11 protein-coding genes are annotated in these 17304 nt (G+C 68.4%); 8 read left to right on the top strand and 3 right to left on the bottom strand.

Annotated features, from left to right (window positions below):
• The first annotated feature begins 106 nt into the window (after positions 1-106).
• The 8 genes from trmD (at position 107) to BM249_RS00025 (ending at position 11244) form a co-directional block, all read left to right on the top strand.
• Positions 107-841 carry a tRNA (guanosine(37)-N1)-methyltransferase TrmD gene (gene trmD / locus BM249_RS00055; RefSeq protein ID WP_091967498.1) on the top strand — a complete coding sequence of 245 codons (735 nt, stop codon included), beginning with the start codon at positions 107-109 and terminating at the stop codon, positions 839-841.
• A 146-nt stretch (positions 842-987) separates the two neighbouring features.
• Positions 988-2154 carry a phosphoserine transaminase gene (locus BM249_RS00050; protein WP_091968267.1) on the top strand — a complete coding sequence of 389 codons (1167 nt, stop codon included), beginning with the start codon at positions 988-990 and terminating at the stop codon, positions 2152-2154.
• Between the two features lie 386 nt (positions 2155-2540).
• Entirely contained in the window at positions 2541-4133 is a 1593-nt protein-coding gene (gene serA / locus BM249_RS00045) for a phosphoglycerate dehydrogenase (protein WP_091968264.1), read from the top strand.
• 108 nt (positions 4134-4241) lie between these two features.
• Positions 4242-4394: a DUF1902 domain-containing protein gene (locus BM249_RS21085; protein ID WP_244528504.1), complete on the top strand. Its 153-nt coding sequence runs from the start codon at positions 4242-4244 to the stop codon at positions 4392-4394.
• A gap of 40 nt (positions 4395-4434) precedes the next feature.
• Positions 4435-5532, top strand: coding sequence for an S-methyl-5-thioribose-1-phosphate isomerase (mtnA, locus tag BM249_RS00040; protein WP_091967495.1), 1098 nt, complete (start codon positions 4435-4437; stop codon positions 5530-5532).
• 1114 nt (positions 5533-6646) lie between these two features.
• Complete coding sequence (locus BM249_RS00035) at positions 6647-8011, top strand: HlyD family secretion protein (protein ID WP_177232284.1); 1365 nt, start codon at positions 6647-6649, stop codon at positions 8009-8011.
• Positions 8008-9267, top strand: coding sequence for a hypothetical protein (locus BM249_RS00030; RefSeq protein WP_091967488.1), 1260 nt, complete (start codon positions 8008-8010; stop codon positions 9265-9267). The genes BM249_RS00035 and BM249_RS00030 overlap by 4 nt, the downstream gene beginning before the upstream one ends.
• A 3-nt stretch (positions 9268-9270) precedes the next feature.
• A complete protein-coding gene (locus BM249_RS00025; RefSeq protein WP_091967485.1) occupies positions 9271-11244 on the top strand; it encodes a glycosyltransferase family 2 protein in 1974 nt (657 codons plus the stop codon).
• A 132-nt stretch (positions 11245-11376) separates the two neighbouring features.
• On the opposite strand, the gene BM249_RS00020 is transcribed toward BM249_RS00025, so the two are convergent.
• The 3 genes from BM249_RS00020 to BM249_RS00005 all read right to left on the bottom strand — a co-directional run bounded on the left by BM249_RS00020 (position 11377) and on the right by BM249_RS00005 (position 16580).
• On the bottom strand, positions 11377-14529 hold the full coding sequence (locus BM249_RS00020) for a multidrug efflux RND transporter permease subunit (protein WP_244528503.1): 3153 nt from the start codon (positions 14527-14529) through the stop codon (positions 11377-11379).
• Positions 14530-14565: 36 nt separating this feature from the next.
• Complete coding sequence (locus BM249_RS00015) at positions 14566-15735, bottom strand: efflux RND transporter periplasmic adaptor subunit (RefSeq protein ID WP_091967483.1); 1170 nt, start codon at positions 15733-15735, stop codon at positions 14566-14568.
• Between the two features lie 248 nt (positions 15736-15983).
• Positions 15984-16580 (bottom strand): TetR/AcrR family transcriptional regulator, encoded by a 597-nt coding sequence (locus tag BM249_RS00005; protein WP_091967476.1) that lies wholly within the window; start codon positions 16578-16580, stop codon positions 15984-15986.
• Positions 16581-17304: the final 724 nt, after the last annotated feature.

The raw sequence follows: 17304 nt of genomic DNA, 5'->3' as shown, positions 1-17304 counted from the left end.
TCTCCATACCGCCTCGCCGTAAACGCCCCCTTCCGGGCGGGGTTCACCCTCCTCCGTCGATCGTTGCTCCGTTGACCCCTGGACCCGGCCCGCGTCATGGAACGCCATGACCGAAATCAGTCCGGCGTGGCGCGCCACCCTCCTCACCCTCTACCCCGAGATGTTTCCCGGCCCCCTCGGCCTGTCGCTGTCGGGCGACGCCCTGGCGCGGGGAACGTGGTCCCTCGAAGCCCGGGCGATCCGCGAGCACGGACTTGGGCGCCATCGCGCCGTCGACGACACGCCGGCCGGCGGCGGTGCCGGCATGGTCCTGCGCTGCGACGTGCTGGCGGCTGCCATCGACGCGGCAGCGGCGCCCGACGATCCGCGACCGCGCCTCCTCATGAGCCCGCGCGGTCGCCCCTTGAGCCAAGCCCGGGTGCGCGCCTTGAGCCGGGGGCCGGGCGTCGTCATCGTCTGCGGCCGGTTCGAGGGGGTGGACGAGCGGGTCATCGCCGGGCGCGGCCTGGAAGAGGTTTCCATCGGCGATTACGTGCTGTCGGGGGGCGAGATCGCCGCCCTGACGCTGCTCGACGCCTGCGTGCGGCTGCTGCCCGGCGTCATGGGCAAGGAAGCCTCCGGTCAGGACGAGAGTTTCGAGGGCGGCCGCCTCGAATATCCGCACTACACCCGCCCGCGCGAATGGGAGGGCCGGACCATCCCGGAGGTGCTCACCGGCGGCAACCACGGCGCCATCGCGAAGTGGCGCGCGGCCGAATCCCTGCGCCTCACCCGCGAACGCCGACCCGACCTCCTCGCCCCATCCGAAGGTCGCTCCTCGCCCCCCGACAGGACGACGTGACCCCGCGAACGCCCTCTCAAACGGCGTTCACGAAAATTCATCCGGCGCTAACAAAAAGAAACTTGCCTCGGCCACGGCCGAGGTTCATCCCTGTGGGTGGGACACTCCTCCCCAACGAGGAGCTTTCATCTGGAAGGATGACGATCATGAGCCGACCCGACACGCGCCCCCGCGTGCCCAATTTCTCGTCCGGCCCCTGCACCAAGCGCCCCGGCTGGAGCCTCCAGGCCCTCGAAGGCGCGGCCCTCGGACGTTCGCACCGCTCCGCCCTCGGCAAGGCCAAGCTCAGCCAAGCCATCGATCTCACCCGTGAGGTTCTCCGGGTGCCGGCCGATTACCGCATCGGCATCGTTCCCGCCTCCGATACCGGCGCCGTCGAGATGGCCATGTGGTCGATGCTGGGCGAGCGGACCGTCGAGGTCCTGGCCTGGGAGGCGTTCGGCCTCGAATGGGTCACGGACGCCCTGAAGGAGCTCAAGATCTCCCCGAAGGTCCATGTCGGCGAATACGGTATCCTGCCCGATCTCTCGGCCGTGGATACGAAGCACAACGACGTGATCTTCACCTGGAACGGCACCGCCGCCGGCGTGCGGGTTCCGAACGCGGACTGGATCGCCGCCGACCGCGAAGGCGTCACCATCTGCGACGCGACCTCGGCCGCCTTCGCCATGCCGCTACCCTGGGACAAGCTCGATGTCGTGACCTTCTCCTGGCAGAAGGTCATGGGCGGCGAGGCCGCGCACGGCATGATTGTGCTCTCGCCCCGCGCCGTGGCGCGGATCGAGGATCACACCCCGGCCTGGCCCGTGCCGAAGGTGTTCCGCATGGCCAAGGACGGCAAACTCATCGAAGGCATCTTCAAGGGCGATACCATCAACACGCCCTCGATGCTCGCGGTGGAGGATTACCTCGACACCCTCGCCTGGGCGAAGGGCATCGGAGGCCTCGACGCCCTCTATGCGCGGGCCGACGCCAACGCCAAGGTGGTTCACGACTGGGTGGCGCGCACGCCCTGGATCGGCCACCTCGCCGCCGACCCGGCGACGTACTCCAACACCGGCGTCTGCCTGGTGATCACCGATCCGGACGTGCTGGCGAAGGGCGACAAGGCCGTCGCGGCCGTGGCCAAGGGTATCGCCGACACCCTGGACCGCGAGGGGATCGCCTACGACATCGGTGCCTATCGCGACGCTCCGGCGGGCCTGCGCCTGTGGTGCGGCGGTACGGTGGAGGCGTCCGACCTCGAAGCCCTGATGCCGTGGCTCGATTGGGCCTTCGCCGCCGAGAAGGCGAAGCTCGCGCAAGCCGCTTGAGGACGGCTCGCTCCTTTCCCCTGTTCGAGTGCCTCACAAAACCTCCGTCCCTGGACGGTTCTCGCCCTGAAGGCGACGGTGCAGCGGGAGTTTTGTGAGAGACACTCAGGGAGAGGCGCCGGGCTTCCGCACGCTCACGATTGCGCCGCCAATCCGTCGATTTGGGGCGGACTCGAGCTCGACCGGCTCCCCCTCCTGAAAGGAAAGGGCTGGGGAGAGGCGTGCGACTTCTCCGGAAAAATCACACACCTCACCCTGTCCCTCTCCTTCCAGCAGAGGGGACCCGCGCCGCCCGCGAATCGTGTGGCGGTGGTCCAGCGAGAGGGCGGGCGAGGTGTCCTGCGCGTCCCCCGAAATCCCCCGTTTGCTTGAACCCGGAGGCCATCATGGCTGCTCCCAAGGTGTTGATTTCCGATTCCCTCTCCGACGCCGCCGTGCAGATCTTCCGGGATCGCGGCATCGACGTCGATTTCATCCCCGACCTCGGCAAGGACAAGGCCGCCTTCGCCGCCATCATCGGGCATTACGACGGCCTCGCCATTCGCTCGGCCTCCAAGGTCACCAGCAAGGTCATCGCCGAAGCGAGCCGCCTGAAGGTGATCGGCCGCGCCGGAATCGGTGTCGACAACGTCGACGTACCGGCGGCGACAGCCCGCGGCATCATCGTGATGAACACGCCCTTCGGCAATTCCATCACCACGGCCGAGCACGCCATCGCGCTCATGTTCGCCCTGGCCCGCCAGCTGCCCCAGGCCGATGCCTCGACCCAGGCCGGCAAGTGGGAGAAGAACCGCTTCATGGGTGTCGAACTGACGGGCAAGACGCTTGGCGTCATCGGGTGCGGCAATATCGGCGCCATCGTGGCCGATCGGGCCATCGGCCTGAAGCTCAAGGTGGTGGCCTACGATCCCTACCTGTCACCGGAACGGGCCGTCGAACTCGGCGTCGAGAAGGTGGAACTCGACGCGCTGCTCGCGCGGGCCGACATCATCACGCTCCATGTGCCGATGACGGACAAGACCCGCAACATCCTGTCGGCCGAGGCGCTGGCCAAGACGAAGCGCGGGGTGCGGATCATCAATTGCGCCCGTGGTGGGCTCGTCGACGAAGCCGCCCTGCGCAAGGCCCTCGATTCCGGCCACGTCGCCGGCGCGGCCCTGGACGTGTTCGTGACGGAACCCGCCACCGAGAACCCGCTGTTCGGACATCCGAACGTGATCTGCACGCCGCATCTCGGGGCTTCCACCAACGAGGCGCAGGAGAACGTCGCCCTGCAGGTCGCCGAGCAGATGTCGGACTACCTGCTCCACGGAGCCATCACCAACGCCATCAACTTCCCCTCGATCTCGGCCGACGAAGCCCCGCGCCTGAAGCCGTTCGTGGCCCTCGCGGACAAGCTCGGCTCGTTCCTCGGTCAGCTGACGGAGGCGCCGATCAAGGGTATCCGCATCACCTATGAGGGCGCGGTGGCCGGCATGAACACCCGGGCGCTGACCTCGGCGGCGATCACCGGGGTGCTGCGGCCGTTCCTACAGGACATCAACATGGTGTCGGCCCCGGCGCTCGCGCGGGAACGCGGTATCGTGGTGGACGAGATCAAGCGCGAGGGTGCCGCCACGGATTTCGAATCGGTGATCCGCATCACCGTGATCGCCGAGGACATGCCCCGCGACGCCGCCGGCACGGTGTTCCACGACGGCAAGCCTCGGGTGATCGAGATCCGCTCCATCGCCATCGACGCGGCCTTCGCGCGCCACATGCTCTACGTACGCAACCTCGACAAGCCGGGCTTCATCGGCCGGCTCGGCAGCATCCTGGGCGATGCGGGCGTCAACGTCGCGACGTTCAACCTCGGCCGTGACGAGGAAGGCGGCAGCGCCATCTGCTTCTGCGCCGTGGACGCTCCGGTCTCCGACGCGGTGCTGAAGCAGATCGAAACGATCCCGCAGGTGCGCCGGGTGCGGGCGGTGCGTTTTTAAACGCTCGGCAAAGCGACGGCGCCCGGTGATCCCGGGCGCCGGCCGAGGAAAACCGTCCGATACCCAATCCTGCCGTCGCCTCCTGTGCCTGGGCCGAAGAAAAAGGTCTTGTTCGTGCTGGACTTTAATATTCCCGGCCTGGCGACCGAAGCCCCGACTGGGGAGCCGTTACGGGTCAAGATCCCCGGCATGGTGCGCGATCTGATCGAGACCGATCCCACCGTCATCCTCGTGCCGGCTGGTCTCCGACGCCTGTTCTGACGTAAAGGCTCGGGCGCCCCTCCCCGCTCGGACGCGCTTCATGAAGATCGACGGCCAGCCCTACCGCACCATCTTTCCCGATGCCGATGGCGTCTCGGTCCAGGTCATCGACCAGACCCGCCTGCCCTTCGCGTTCGAGCTGAAGCGCCTCGGCTCGATGCACGACGCCGCCGTCGCCATCCGCACCATGGTGGTGCGGGGTGCGCCCCTCATCGGTGTGGCGGCCGCCTACGGCCTGGCTTTGGGCCTCGCCGAGGACGCGTCGGATGCGGGCATCGAGCGGGCGGTCGCGTTCCTGGCCGAAACCCGTCCCACGGCGATCAACCTGCGCTGGGCCCTCGACCGGGTGGCGGCGAAGCTCCGCACGGTGCCGATTTCGGAGCGAGCCGCCTTCGCGTTCGCGGAGGCCGGGCACATCGCCGAGGAGGATGTGGAGAGCTGCCACGCCATCGGGATGCATGGCGCGAAGATCCTCTGCGAGATTCACGCCCGAACCGGCCGCACCGTCAATGTGCTGACCCATTGCAACGCCGGCTGGCTCGCCACCGTCGATTGGGGCACGGCCTTAGCGCCGATCTACGTCGCGCACGATGCCGGCGTGCCGGTCCACGTCTTCGTGGACGAGACCCGACCGCGCAACCAGGGCGCGGCGCTGACGGCCTTCGAACTCAACGCCCACGGCGTGCCGCACACGGTCATCGCCGACAATGCCGGCGGCCACCTCATGCAGCACGGCCGCATCGACATCTGCATCGTCGGTTCCGACCGCACCACGGCCTCGGGCGACGTCTGCAACAAGATCGGCACTTATCTCAAAGCCCTGGCGGCCTCGGACAACCGGGTTCCGTTCTACGCCGCCCTCCCCTTCTCGACCATCGACTGGACCCTCGACGACGGCGTCGCGCAGATCCCCATCGAAGAGCGCGACGGCCGCGAGGTCTCGCACCTCACGGGCCGTCTGCCCGACGGCGCCTTCGCGACCATCGAGGTGGTGTCGCCCGGTTCCCCCGTGGCCAATCCCGCCTTCGACGTGACCCCGGCCCGACTGGTGACGGGCATCATCACCGAGCGCGGTGTCGCGACGGCGAGTGCCGACGGATTGCTGTCGCTGTATCCGGAGCGGCGGGCGGCGGCGTAGACCGCAGACCGGTCATCTTACTTCGATTTCGGCTCCACGCGGTCTGCGAAGGCAGGCACCTGTCGCGACACCGGAGACCGGGTTCCGCTCGATGCCCCAGCGCGGGGACCGGACGGCGAAGCAGAGGGCGCCAGGGACCGGCCACTCCGTATACGACGGCGATCGCTCCCTCATCCCGTCAGGTAATGGGGGCGGGCCGGTTCCATGCAAAGCATGCGAGAACCCGCGAGTCGGGAAACATCATCGCTGGCGGAAAACCCGGCGCGGTTCATTCGGCGCTTCGGGACCGTACCGGCCTCGCGCCGTTCCAGGTGATCGTTTTACGCCTCGGCCGACGATCCAACCCGCCGGAGAGACACTCCTCCCCATTCCGCGACATGACCGAACGCCGAAGCGCGTGATCGCGCGATGGTCGGCCACGGGGACGATCGGCGGAGGCGTTAACGTTTTCTTGACGGAACGCTTTTTGCTGCACCGCCGTTGAGGGCGCGTCTGCGGAATGGAGCCAATGATATCGAGCGCAATTGCGTGTCTCTCTTGAAAGCTTGCGCTGCATCCTCGTCTTACGGGCGAGAAGCATCCGGAAGCGGGAGTTTTGTGAGGCACGACTAGAATTGCATCCGTATCGCCGTCATGGCGCTTCGGAGGCGTGGAGCGCGAAAAAAATCATGGCCTGGCGGATCAAACGACTCACCGCCCAAAAGATGCCCATAAAATAACTTGACATACGAGCGTCACATTCGACCAAAATTCTGCCATTACATCTCACATATATTTGATTTCTACTCAGAATATTTAGGCAAAACATTCGTCAAAGCGTGTTAACTATCGTTTAATCAAAACCGATCGCCAGCATCGCGAAAAGAGGCTGGCTGGGCGTGAGGAACGCGCCGCCGACGCGCGTGGTCCCGAACGACATCGCTCGCGAAGTTTCGGGACTATCGCGACCGCAGGCTCTGCTTTTCTCTTCACGAGGAACCGTCTCATGACTGTAAACCCGTCTGGTCCCGCTCCGGGGAACTCTCCTGCTGCGCCGCACAGCGGGCACAAGCCCGGCCATACGCGCGTGGTGCGTGTGTCGGCGTATTCGGTCGCGACGGTCCTGGCGTTGTTGATGACGACGGCGACGCTTCCGCCGCTCCTGGCCGATCAATCGGATCGGGCGGTGATCAACGCACCGATCAGCCTCCTCACGGCGCCGATCGCCGGCGAGATGAGTGATGTCCTGCCTCGGGTCGGGCAGCGGCTGGCGCCCGGCGAGACGGTGGCGCGGATTCACAATGCCCGCATCGACCGCACCACCCTGATCATCCTGGACGGCAAGGTTTCCGAACTGCGCGGGTCCCTGCTGGCGGCGCGCCAGAAACGGGAATCGGACGAAGCCTACGTCGCGGCGCTCGATGCCGAAATCAAGCGCCAGGTGGAGCAGACCGTCGCGAAGCTCGACGGCGAGGTGACGGAGGCCAAGGCCCGCGTCGCCGTTGCCAATGCCGAGGGTCAATCGACCAAGGCGGTGGTCGATCGGCAGCAATCGATGGTCGACCGCAACACCGCCAGCATCGACCTTCTGCGGCCGACGCAATTCAAGCTCGAGGCCGCCCGATACGACAAGGAGGCCGAGACCGCGAAGCTCTCGCAGAAGGTCGCCGAACTCGCGGCCGTGCGGAAGAACGTCTTCGTCGGAAACCAGAGCAACAGCCTCGCGGTGCTCACGCAGAAGCGGCGCGACCTCGCCTTCGATGCCCAGCGCCTCGCCATCGAGGAGACCCAGCTCGCCTCCAGCCTCAAGACGCAGGCCGCCCTCCTCGACGCCGAGAAGAAGCGCCTGGACAGTCTGACTGACGCGCAGCTGAGCGCGGCCAATGGCGGCGTGGTCCTGAGCCTCGGCGCGGCCCAGGGGCGCCACGTCAATCCCGGCGATTCGGTCGCCACCCTGGTCGATTGCGATCAAGCCTTCGCGGTGGGGATCTTTTCGTACCGGCAGGCGCAGGATCTGGCCGTCGGAACCCCGGTGACGATCACCGCGGGTTCAGGGGCCGCGCAGCCGGGCCGCGTCAGCGAGATCCTCCCCAAAACGAGCGACAAGACCGACCAGCTTTACGCCGTCCCGTTCCCGCAGACGGAGCGACGCGAGATGTACGTGCTCGTCCGCCTCGAGCGCCCGGAGGGTGAGACCACCGTCACGCGGAACCGGCCCGAAGCCCGGACCAGCCCGTGCTCCGTCGGCCAGTGGGTGACCATCACCCGCGAGAATGGTTGGATTCCGTCCGCCTCCGTCGCCTGGAAGGCGGTGGCGTCCGGATTCACCGGACCGGAGGCGCAGGCCGGCTGGACCATGGTCCGCACCAACGTCCGCGATATGGCGGACTCCGTGTCCCATCACGTGCGTCGGGTCACGGCCTGGATCGCACCGGTCGGCGATGCCGACGCGGCCTCCGACACGCCGCATCTGGATCCTCGGGCAGAGTCCTCGCGGTGATCCGGCGGATCGCCCTGGCGCTTACCGCCGTGGGACCGGCGATCATGGCCAGCACGGCCGGTGTAACGCAGGCAATCGCCGCGGCGGACGGTCCGCGAGGGCCCGCGCCTTACTGCACGGCGCTCCGCGCGGGCGTCGATGCGGCGGGTCCCGGTGCGGTCTTGGTCGCGAGCTACCGGCCGGGCGAGGACGAGGCGGAACTCCCGCCACCCCTGCGCCAATCGGCCTTCACCTACGACAACGCCCTCGCCGCCATCGCCCTCGTCGCCTGCGGGGACCTCGCGCACGCCCGGCGGATCGGCGACGCGCTCCTGCACGCCCTGGCGCACGACCGCACCTTCTCGGACGGGCGGGTGCGCAACGCCTACCGCGCCGGCCCCGTCGGCGACGGCCCGGCCCTGTTGCCCGGTTGGTGGGACGCCGAGCACAACCGGTGGGCCGAGGACGCCTATCAGGACGGGAGCGCCACCGGGAACGTGGCCTGGGCGGCCCTCGCGCTCCTCACCCTCGACGGGATGGCCCCCGAGGCCGGATATCGCGCGGGCGCACGGCGCATGCTGGACTGGATCGGCGCGCATGCCCGTGACCGGCGCGCGCCCGATGGATTCTCCGGCGGGGTCGATGGGTTCGACCCAGGGCAGACGGCACTCGCCTGGAAATCCACGGAGCACAATCTCGACGTTCACGCCGTCGCCGCTTGGCTGCATCGCCTCGATGGGCGCCCCGAGGATTCTGCCGTGGCCGCCACGGCGCGGGGTTTCCTGGATGCCATGTTCGTGTCCGATCCCGGGCTGTTCCGCCTCGGCACCAAGCCCGACGGCGGCCCTCGGGCGACGGACCATGTGGCTTTGGACACGCAACTCTGGCCCCTCGTCGGCGTGGCGAACGCACCGCCAGCCTGGCGCCGGGCGATGGCCTACGCCGAGGCCCACATGGCCGTGCCCGGCGGCTTCGATTTCGACGGCGATCGGGACGGGACCTGGAGCGAGGGCACGGCACAGGCCGCCCTGACGCTGCGCGCCCTCGGCCGGGGGCCGGACGCCGCGCGGCTCCTCGACGGCCTCGCCGGGCAGGTCTCGCCGTCCGGATATCTCTACGCGACGGACGTGCCGCGCCTCACCACCGGCATCGCCATCGGGCCGGGGAGCAAGGGGCCGGATTTCTTCTACTTCAGACGGCCCCATCTCGGCGCCACCGCCTGGGCGGCCCTCGCGGCGACGGGCTGGAATCCTTTCACCGGCCGGAGCGTGGATTAGACGATGTTCGAAGCCCCCACCGACGTCGCCGCGGTCCTCACCTTGGATCTCGGCATCCTCCTCGGCCTGCTGGTGATGGGCGGCCTGCTCAACCGGACGAGCGCGGCGGCCCGTATCCTGTTCGGCGCGGTGACGGCGACGTTCATCGTCTGCTACGCCCTCTGGCGCTGGCACGACACCCTGCCGCGGATCGAGCCCGGCATCGACAAGCTGTGGCCGTACCTCTTCTTCGCCTTCGAGATGGTGGCGATCGTCTACACTCTGATGTCGATCGTCATCCTGTTCCGGTTCAAGAATCGTTCGGCCGAGGCGGATCGCGAACAGGCCAAGCTCGCGGCTTCCGGCGCGTGGCCGGCGGTCGACATCTTCATCTGCACCTACAACGAACCGCTGGACGTGGTGGAGAAGTCGATCATCCCGGCGCTCGCCGTCGATTATCCCAACGCGACCGTCTGGGTGTGCGACGACACCCGCCGCGACTGGCTCAAGGCGTTCTGCGCGGAGGTCGGGGCGAACTATCTCACGCGGCCGGACAACAAGGGCGCCAAGGCGGGCAACCTGAACAACGCCCTGCGGCTGACGGCGGCGCGGACGAACGCGCCGATCATCCTCGTGCTCGACGCCGATTTCGCCGTGGCGCCGAACATCCTCAAGCGCGCCGTCGGGCTGTTCCACGATCCGCGCTGCGCCGTGGTGCAGACGCCGCAATTCTTCTTCAACGCCGACCCGATCCAGCACAACCTGATGGCCGCCGACGCCTGGGTCGACGACCAGCGCATCTTCTTCGACGTGTTCCAGCCGGCCAAGGATGCGTGGGGCTGTGCCTTCTGCGTCGGCACCTCGTTCCTCGTGCGCCGCGACCGGGTGAACGCCATGGGCGGCTTCCCGCACGACGCGATCTGCGAAGACATCAACCTCACCTATTCGCTGATGCGCCATGGCTACCGGACGCACTGGCTCAACGAGCGCCTGAGCGCCGGCCTCTCGGCCGAGGGACTGCCGGAATACATCACCCAGCGCACGCGCTGGTGCCTCGGCACGATCCAGGTGGCGCTGCTGAAGCAGGGTCCCTTCCGAGGCCCGGATTACGGGCTGATGGAACGGCTGCATTACCTGCACGGCGTCCTGAACTGGCTGTGCAAGCCGTTCATCGTGCTGATGCTGGTGGCTCCGTCGATCTACTGGTTCTTCGACATGCCGGCCTTCTACGCCGACTACCTGTCGTTCCTGCGCTACGGTCTGCCGGCCTTGCTGGCGCTCTGGGTCTATAGCGGCTGGGTCTCCGGACGGCGCACGCTGCCGTTGTTCATGGAGGTGACCCACATCATGACGGCCCTCGCCATCACCTTCACCCTGATTTCGGCGGCGATCCGGCCGTTCGGACGGCCATTCAAGGTCACCGACAAGGGGGGCGACCGTTCGGTCTCGACGGTGCGCTGGCGGATGGCCGCGGGCTTCGGTGCCATCAGCCTCCTCTCGGCGGCCTCGATCCTCTGGTCGTTCGTTTCGCCCTACGGCGCGACGGAAATCTCGCCCCTCGACTACTTCAACCTGATCTGGGCGGGCGTCGCGATGGTGTTCACCTTCGTGGCATTCCTCGTCTGCTTCGAGCGTCCGCGCGGTTCCGAAGAGTTCGCGCTCGAGGAGCCGGTTCGCATCCGGATCGGAGGCGCGACCTACGACGGCGTGCTGGCGAGCCTGGGCATGGCGACGGCACGTCTGCGCATCACGGCCGCGCCCTCGGCCATCGCCCCCGGCGATCCCCTGCGGGTCCACATCGAACCGGCGGGCTGGATCTCGGCCCGATTCACCGCATCGGAGGACGGCGTCCATGCCGTCGGCCTGGAGCCGGACCGCGTCCAGCGCCACGGCCTCATCCTTCGCCTGTTCACCTCCGAGATCGATCCGATCGCCCGCACCGCGAACTTGCGCACCGCCCTGTCCGGCCTGATTCACCGCTGTTTTCGGGCCGCGTGATCCCCGGGAGGCCGGTCCCGACAATCGGTCCTTCGGGGAAGACGGGAGGGCAGGCCCACGGCGATGGCGGCGCCCGGGCAGTCATGCTTCGAGGGCTTTGCCGGGCGTGAGGCTCGAAGAGAGCGATCCTCCTCACGGCGCGGGGAGGCCCTGCCCGACGGATGGGGCCGGCTCCTCGAAATCGACCGTTCCGGGGGGTGACCGGAAGGCGCGCGCGATCAGCACGTAGAAGAGCGGCGTGACGAAAACGGCGAGCACCGTCGCGGTGATCATCCCGCCGAGCACGCCGGTGCCGATGGCCCGCTGGCTGTTCATGCTGGCCCCCGTCGCAACGGCGAGCGGCACCACGCCCAGGATGAAGGCGAACGAGGTCATGACGATGGGTCGGAAGCGCAGCTCGCAGGCCTCCAGCGCCGCCGCGTGCGGGGACCGGCCCCGCCCGACGCGATCCTTGGCCACCTCGATGATCAGGATGGCGTTCTTCGCCGTCAGGCCGATCACGGTGATCAGCCCGACCTTGAAGTAGACGTCGTTGGGCATGTCCCGCAGCAGCATGGCGAAGACCGCACCGACCACGCCGGTCGGCACGACGAGCATCACGGCGAGGGGGATCGACCAGCTCTCGTAGAGCGCCGCGAGGCACAGGAAGACGCAGAACAGCGCCAGGGCGAGGAGGTAGACGGCCTGGGAGCCCGACAGCTTCTCCTGCAGCGATTGCCCGGTCCAGGCGAAGTCGAAGCCCGGCGGCAATTGCCCGGCCAGCCGTTCCATCTCCGCCATGGCGTCGCCGCTGGCGTAACCCGGCGCGGCGGTCCCCGAGATCTTGATGCTCGGATAGCCGTTGAAGCCGACGACCTGCGCCGGGCCCATCGTCCATTGCACCCGCGCGAAGGATTGGAGCGGCACCATCTGGTTGCTGGCGTTGCGGACGTTGAGATCGAGCAGATCTTCCGCCTTCATCCGGCGGGAGGCCTCGGCCTGGACGATGACCCGCTGCATCCGCGCCTGATTCGGGAAGTCGTTGACGTAGGCCGAGCCGAGGCTGGTCGAGAGGGCGTCGTTGATGTCGGCGAAGGTGACGCCGAGAGCGTTCGCCTTCTGCCGGTCGAGGACGAGCTCGATCTGCGGCGCCGTCGGCAACCCCTCGACATAGACGCCCTGTAGGATCGGGCTCTGGCTCGCCGCCTTGAGCAACTGGTCGCGCGCCGCCGCCAGCGCCGCATGGCCCTGCTGTCCCTTGTCCTGGAGGCGGAAGGCGAAGCCGCTGGAATTGCCCAGCGAGTCGATGGCCGGTGGGGCCAGCGACATGGCGAGGGCGTCGGCTAAGCCGCCGAGCGCGGCGTTGGCGCGGGCGGTGATGGCGTCGGCCCCGTCGTTCGGCCCGCGCTCACCCCAGGGTTTCAGCCCGACGAAGTTAATGGCCGCGTTCTGGCCCTGGCCGGAGAAGCCGAAGCCGAGCAGCAGGGTCTGGCTGTCGATCCCGGGCTCGCTCGCGAAATGCGCCTCGATCCGCTTGGCGACGTCGAGCGTGCGGCCGGTGGCCGATTCCGGCGGGGTCTGCACGTCGACGATGACGTAGCCTTGGTCCTCGATCGGCAGGAAGCTCGACGGCATGCGCCCATAGCCCCAGCCGAGGGCGGCGACGAGCAGGGCGTAGACGAGGAGCGCCCGCAACGGCCGGCGCAGCAACCCGGCGACGCCGGACCGATAGGCGAGCGTGCCGGCGCGGAAGCGACGGTTGAACCCGCCGAAGAATCCACCTTTCGCGTGGCCATGCCCGGCCTCGACGGGCTTGAGCAGGGTGGCGCAGAGGGCCGGTGTCAGCGACAGGGCCAGGAAGGCCGAGAAGGCGATGGAGGTCGCCATGCTGACCGCGAACTGGCGGTAGATCACCCCGACCGAGCCCGGAAAGAAGGCGAGCGGCACGAACACCGCGACCAGCACCGCGGTGATGCCGACGATGGCGCCGGTGATCTGGCCCATGGCCTTGGCGGTCGCCTCCCTCGGGGGAAGACCTTCCTCGCCCATGATGCGTTCGACATTTTCGACCACCACGATGGCGTCGTCGACGAGGATGCCGATGGCCAGCACCATGCCGAACATGGTGAGCACGTTGATCGAGAAGCCGGCGAGCAACAGGGCGCCGCAGGTGCCGAGCAGCGCCACCGGCACCACGATGGTTGGGATCAGGGTGTAGCGGACGTTCTGCAGGAACAGGAACATCACCGCAAAGACGAGCGCCATCGCCTCGGCGAGGGTCATCAGCACCTTCTTGATCGACACCTCGACGAAGGGCGTGGTGTCGTAGGGCACCGTCATGCGGACATTGGCCGGCAGCGTCCGCTGGAGCTGGGCGAGCTTCGCCTTGACGCCGCTGGCGGCCGCGAGGGCATTGGCACCGGGGGCGAGCTGGATGCCGATGCCGGCGGCGGGGCGGCCGTCGAGGCGGGTCTGCGTCGTGTAGGACTGGCCGCCGAGCTCGACCTCGGCGACGTCGCGCAGGCGCACCAACGACCCGTCGGGGTTGGCCCGCAGGACGATCTCGCCAAACTCGGCCACCGTGGTGAGTTGCCCCTTCACCAGCACGTTGGCGGCGATGCGTTGGTCTGACGTCGCCGGCTGCGCGCCGACGATGCCGGAGGCCACCTGGGCGTTCTGCGCGCCGATCGCCGCCGTGACGTCGCCCGGCGTCAGGCCGAGGCCGACGAGCTTGACCGGATCGATCCAGATGCGCAGCGCCTTCTCGGAGGAGAACAGGGTGGCGCGGCCCACCCCCGGCACGCGCCGCAGTTCGCCCAGCAGTCGGCGGGCGGCGAGGTCGCCGAGGTCGGTCTCGCTCAGGGAGCCGTCCTTGGACGAGACGGTGACGAACTGGAGGAAGCTCGTGCTCGCCTCCTCGACGGTGACGCCCTGCTGGGTCACGGCGCGAGGCAGACGCGCCTCGATGCGCTTGATCCGGTTCTGCACCGCCACCGTCGCCTTCGACGGGTCCGAGCCCGGCGCGAACGAGGCCATGATCTGGGCCATGCCGGAGGTGTCGCTGGTCGATTCGAAATACATCAACCCCGGGATGCCGCTGAGCTCCTCCTCGATGATGCGGGTGACGCCGTCGTAAAGCCGCTCGGGCGGGGCACCCGGATAGGTCGCCGTCACCTGGATCGTGACGGGGGCGACGTCCGGGTATTGCGAGACCGGCAGGAAGGCGATGGAGATGGCGCCCACCAGCATGATGAAGATGGAGATCGCCCAGGCGAAGATCGGGCGGTCGATGAAGAAGCGGGTCATGGTCGGGCGATCCTGGCGGTCCGGTGCCGTGGTCGGTCAGGGCTTCGCGGAGGCGGAGGTCGTCCGGGGCGCGGGCCAGGGCGACGGGTTGACCGCCATGCCGGGCTGAAGCCTCTGGAAGCCCTCGACCACGACGGTCTCACCCGCCTTCAGCCCGTCCTCGACGATCCAACCCGCCTCCGTCAGCGCCCCCGCCCGGACGGGGCGCAACGCGACGGTCCTGTCCTCGGCGAGGACGTAGACCTGGGCGACGCCGGCGCTCGAGCGCTGGATGGCCTGGGCCGGGACGATGACCGCGCCCGGCAGCGTGCCCTGCGCGACGCGGACGCGGACATAGGTGCCCGGCAGCAGGGCGACCTTCGGATTCGGGAAACTGGCACGCAAGGAGACCTGCCCGGTGCCCGGATCGACGCTTACATCCGTGAACAGCAGCCGCCCGGCGTCGGGATGGAGCGAGCCGTCCGGCAGGACCAGATGCACCTCCGTCTCCTCCTTGCCCGAGGCGAGCCGGCCGAGGTTGTCGGTGGGGGCGTTGAAGTCGGCGAAGATCGGGTCGACCTGCTGGATCAGCGCGAGCTTGGTCGCGTCGCCCTGGCCGACGAGCGCCCCTTCGGTGACCAGGGCCCGGCCGATGCGGCCGGCGATGGGCGCGCGCACCGTGGCGAAGTCGAGGTCGATCCGGGCGCGGGCGAGCTGCGCCCTGGCGCTGGCGACGTCGGCCTCCGCTTGGCGCAGGGCGGCCACGGCGATGTCCTGCTGGGCGGCGCTCGCCGCCTGGCGCTCCAGCAAGGTCTCCGTGCGCTCCGACTGGCGTTGCGCCTGGACCTTGGTTGCCTCGGCCCGCGCGAGGGCGGCGGCCTTGGCATCGACCTCGGCCCGGTAGATGGCGGGGTCGATGCGGAACAGGACGTCGCCCTTGGCCACCAGGCTGCCTTCCTCGAAGGTGCGCTCATGGATGATGCCGGAGACCTGGGCTCGGACCTCGGCGACACGAATCGGGTTCAGGCGACCCGGCAGGTCGAGGGTGCGCGGCACCGTGACCGCCGCGGCCATGACCGTCGAGACCTCGGGGGGAGAGGCCGCCGTTCCGGGTCCGTCGGCGGATTGGCCCTCCGCCGACGGCTTGCAGCCCTGCAGACCCAGGATGGCGAGACCCGTGACGGCGAGGAGGCTCGGCATCCGGCGGAGAAGAGTGGAAGTCGACATGGGGATCGTCCGTTGATGCCGGGCCGTCAGACGGCCTTGCACCCGCGACGCGCGTCGGCGCCGTCGCGGGCCAGAAGGTTTCGCGCGGGCCGCTCTCGATCACCGAGCGGGGGCGACTGCCGGTGCGCGGCCACGGCGACGCGCGGATCGTGCCTGACGGGCCGCCCGAGCGTCGCGGCGACGGGGGCCGGGGGCCCGATCGCGGCATCCGCCGCCTCGCGTTCGGGCATTGAGGGATACGCCATGGTTCAGGCCCGATCGTCGCCAGCGGATCCCGGTCGTCCGGCCAGTGTCATGGCGACGAGACGCGCCCGGAGCGCGTCGAGGGCGGGCACGGGATCGCTCGGCCTGTCGCGCACGAGATAGGCGAGCCAGGCGCCATCGGCGGCGAGGCGGACGAGTTCGAGCTCGGCTCCGCCGTCGGTGCCGTGATGGCGGGACAGTCGCTCCGCGAACCAGTCCGAAACGATCCGGCGCAAGGCCGGCTCCGCGAGGATCGAGATGTGCAGGGCGGCCCACTGCCCGCCCTCCGTCATCATCGGGTCGTGCAGGGTGACGTCGACGTAGGCCCGCGTGTAGCGTCCGTACGGCTCTGGGTCCCTCGCCATCGCCGCGTCGATCTCGGCGTCGAGTTGGCCGATCAGGTCGGAGACGACGCCCTCGACCAGGGCCTGCTTGCTCGCGAAATGGTGGAACAGCGCGCCCTTGGTGACGCCCGCGGCGTGGCAGACCCCCTGCACCGTCATCGCGGCGAGCCCCTGCTCCAGGGCGAGCTTGGCGGCGCAATCGAGCAGGGTGCGTCGGACGCGCTCAGGTTGCTTCTTGCGATGGGATGCGGACGCCATGCTCGTAGCCCGATGACGCCGAGGCGCCCGATCGCCGTCATGATACCGACCTAACGGTATCTTTCAAGGGCGGACTGTATGAGGGGAAGGTCTGCACCTGGCAGCCTCTGGATCGGATGCTCGTCGGACACGGGTCGCGCGAGCTCCCTGCCAGGCCCTCGACGAGGCCGCCCCCCCATGGATCGTTAGAATATGTCGATCAGGCCGCCGGAAGTCGGTTCGACCATTGATCGGCATGCCGGCGATGCCGGTAGTACGGTGAGGAGTGGGGGACCGCGCATCGTGGTGACAATCGAGGTCTTCCGCACCACGTCGTCCCCTATGCTTCAGCTCGAGGACCACCACGATCCGTATCGTCCCCCTACGGATGATAGCGAGGACAGATGAATCGGACTCCGGCTCGGAGCGGGGTGGAACATCCGTACGATCCGGGGGCCATGGGGCCATCACGAATGCATGATAACATTCCGGGGATTGAGCCCTCCCCGCAAACCACAGTCGGCCCGCAATCCTCCGGCTCTGCCCAAATCCTGTCGTGGCTCGCGCGCGGGTGGAACTCTCTGACCTGCGTCAGTTTCGTCTGCGCGGTCCTCGCCTATGCCGGCAGCTTCCTCATTCGACCCTGTCTGTGTCAACCCCCCGAAGATGGTACTCTTCTCCGGGTTGACCGGAGGCGGGCATGGGACGGTTTGTTGTCGGCGCTGAGCGCGATCAGACGACGCTG

Origin of the sequence: Methylobacterium gossipiicola (genome assembly GCF_900113485.1) — a bacterium.
GTDB classification, from domain to species: Bacteria; Pseudomonadota; Alphaproteobacteria; order Rhizobiales; family Beijerinckiaceae; genus Methylobacterium; species Methylobacterium gossipiicola.
This window is presented reverse-complemented; position numbering and strand designations above follow the sequence as displayed.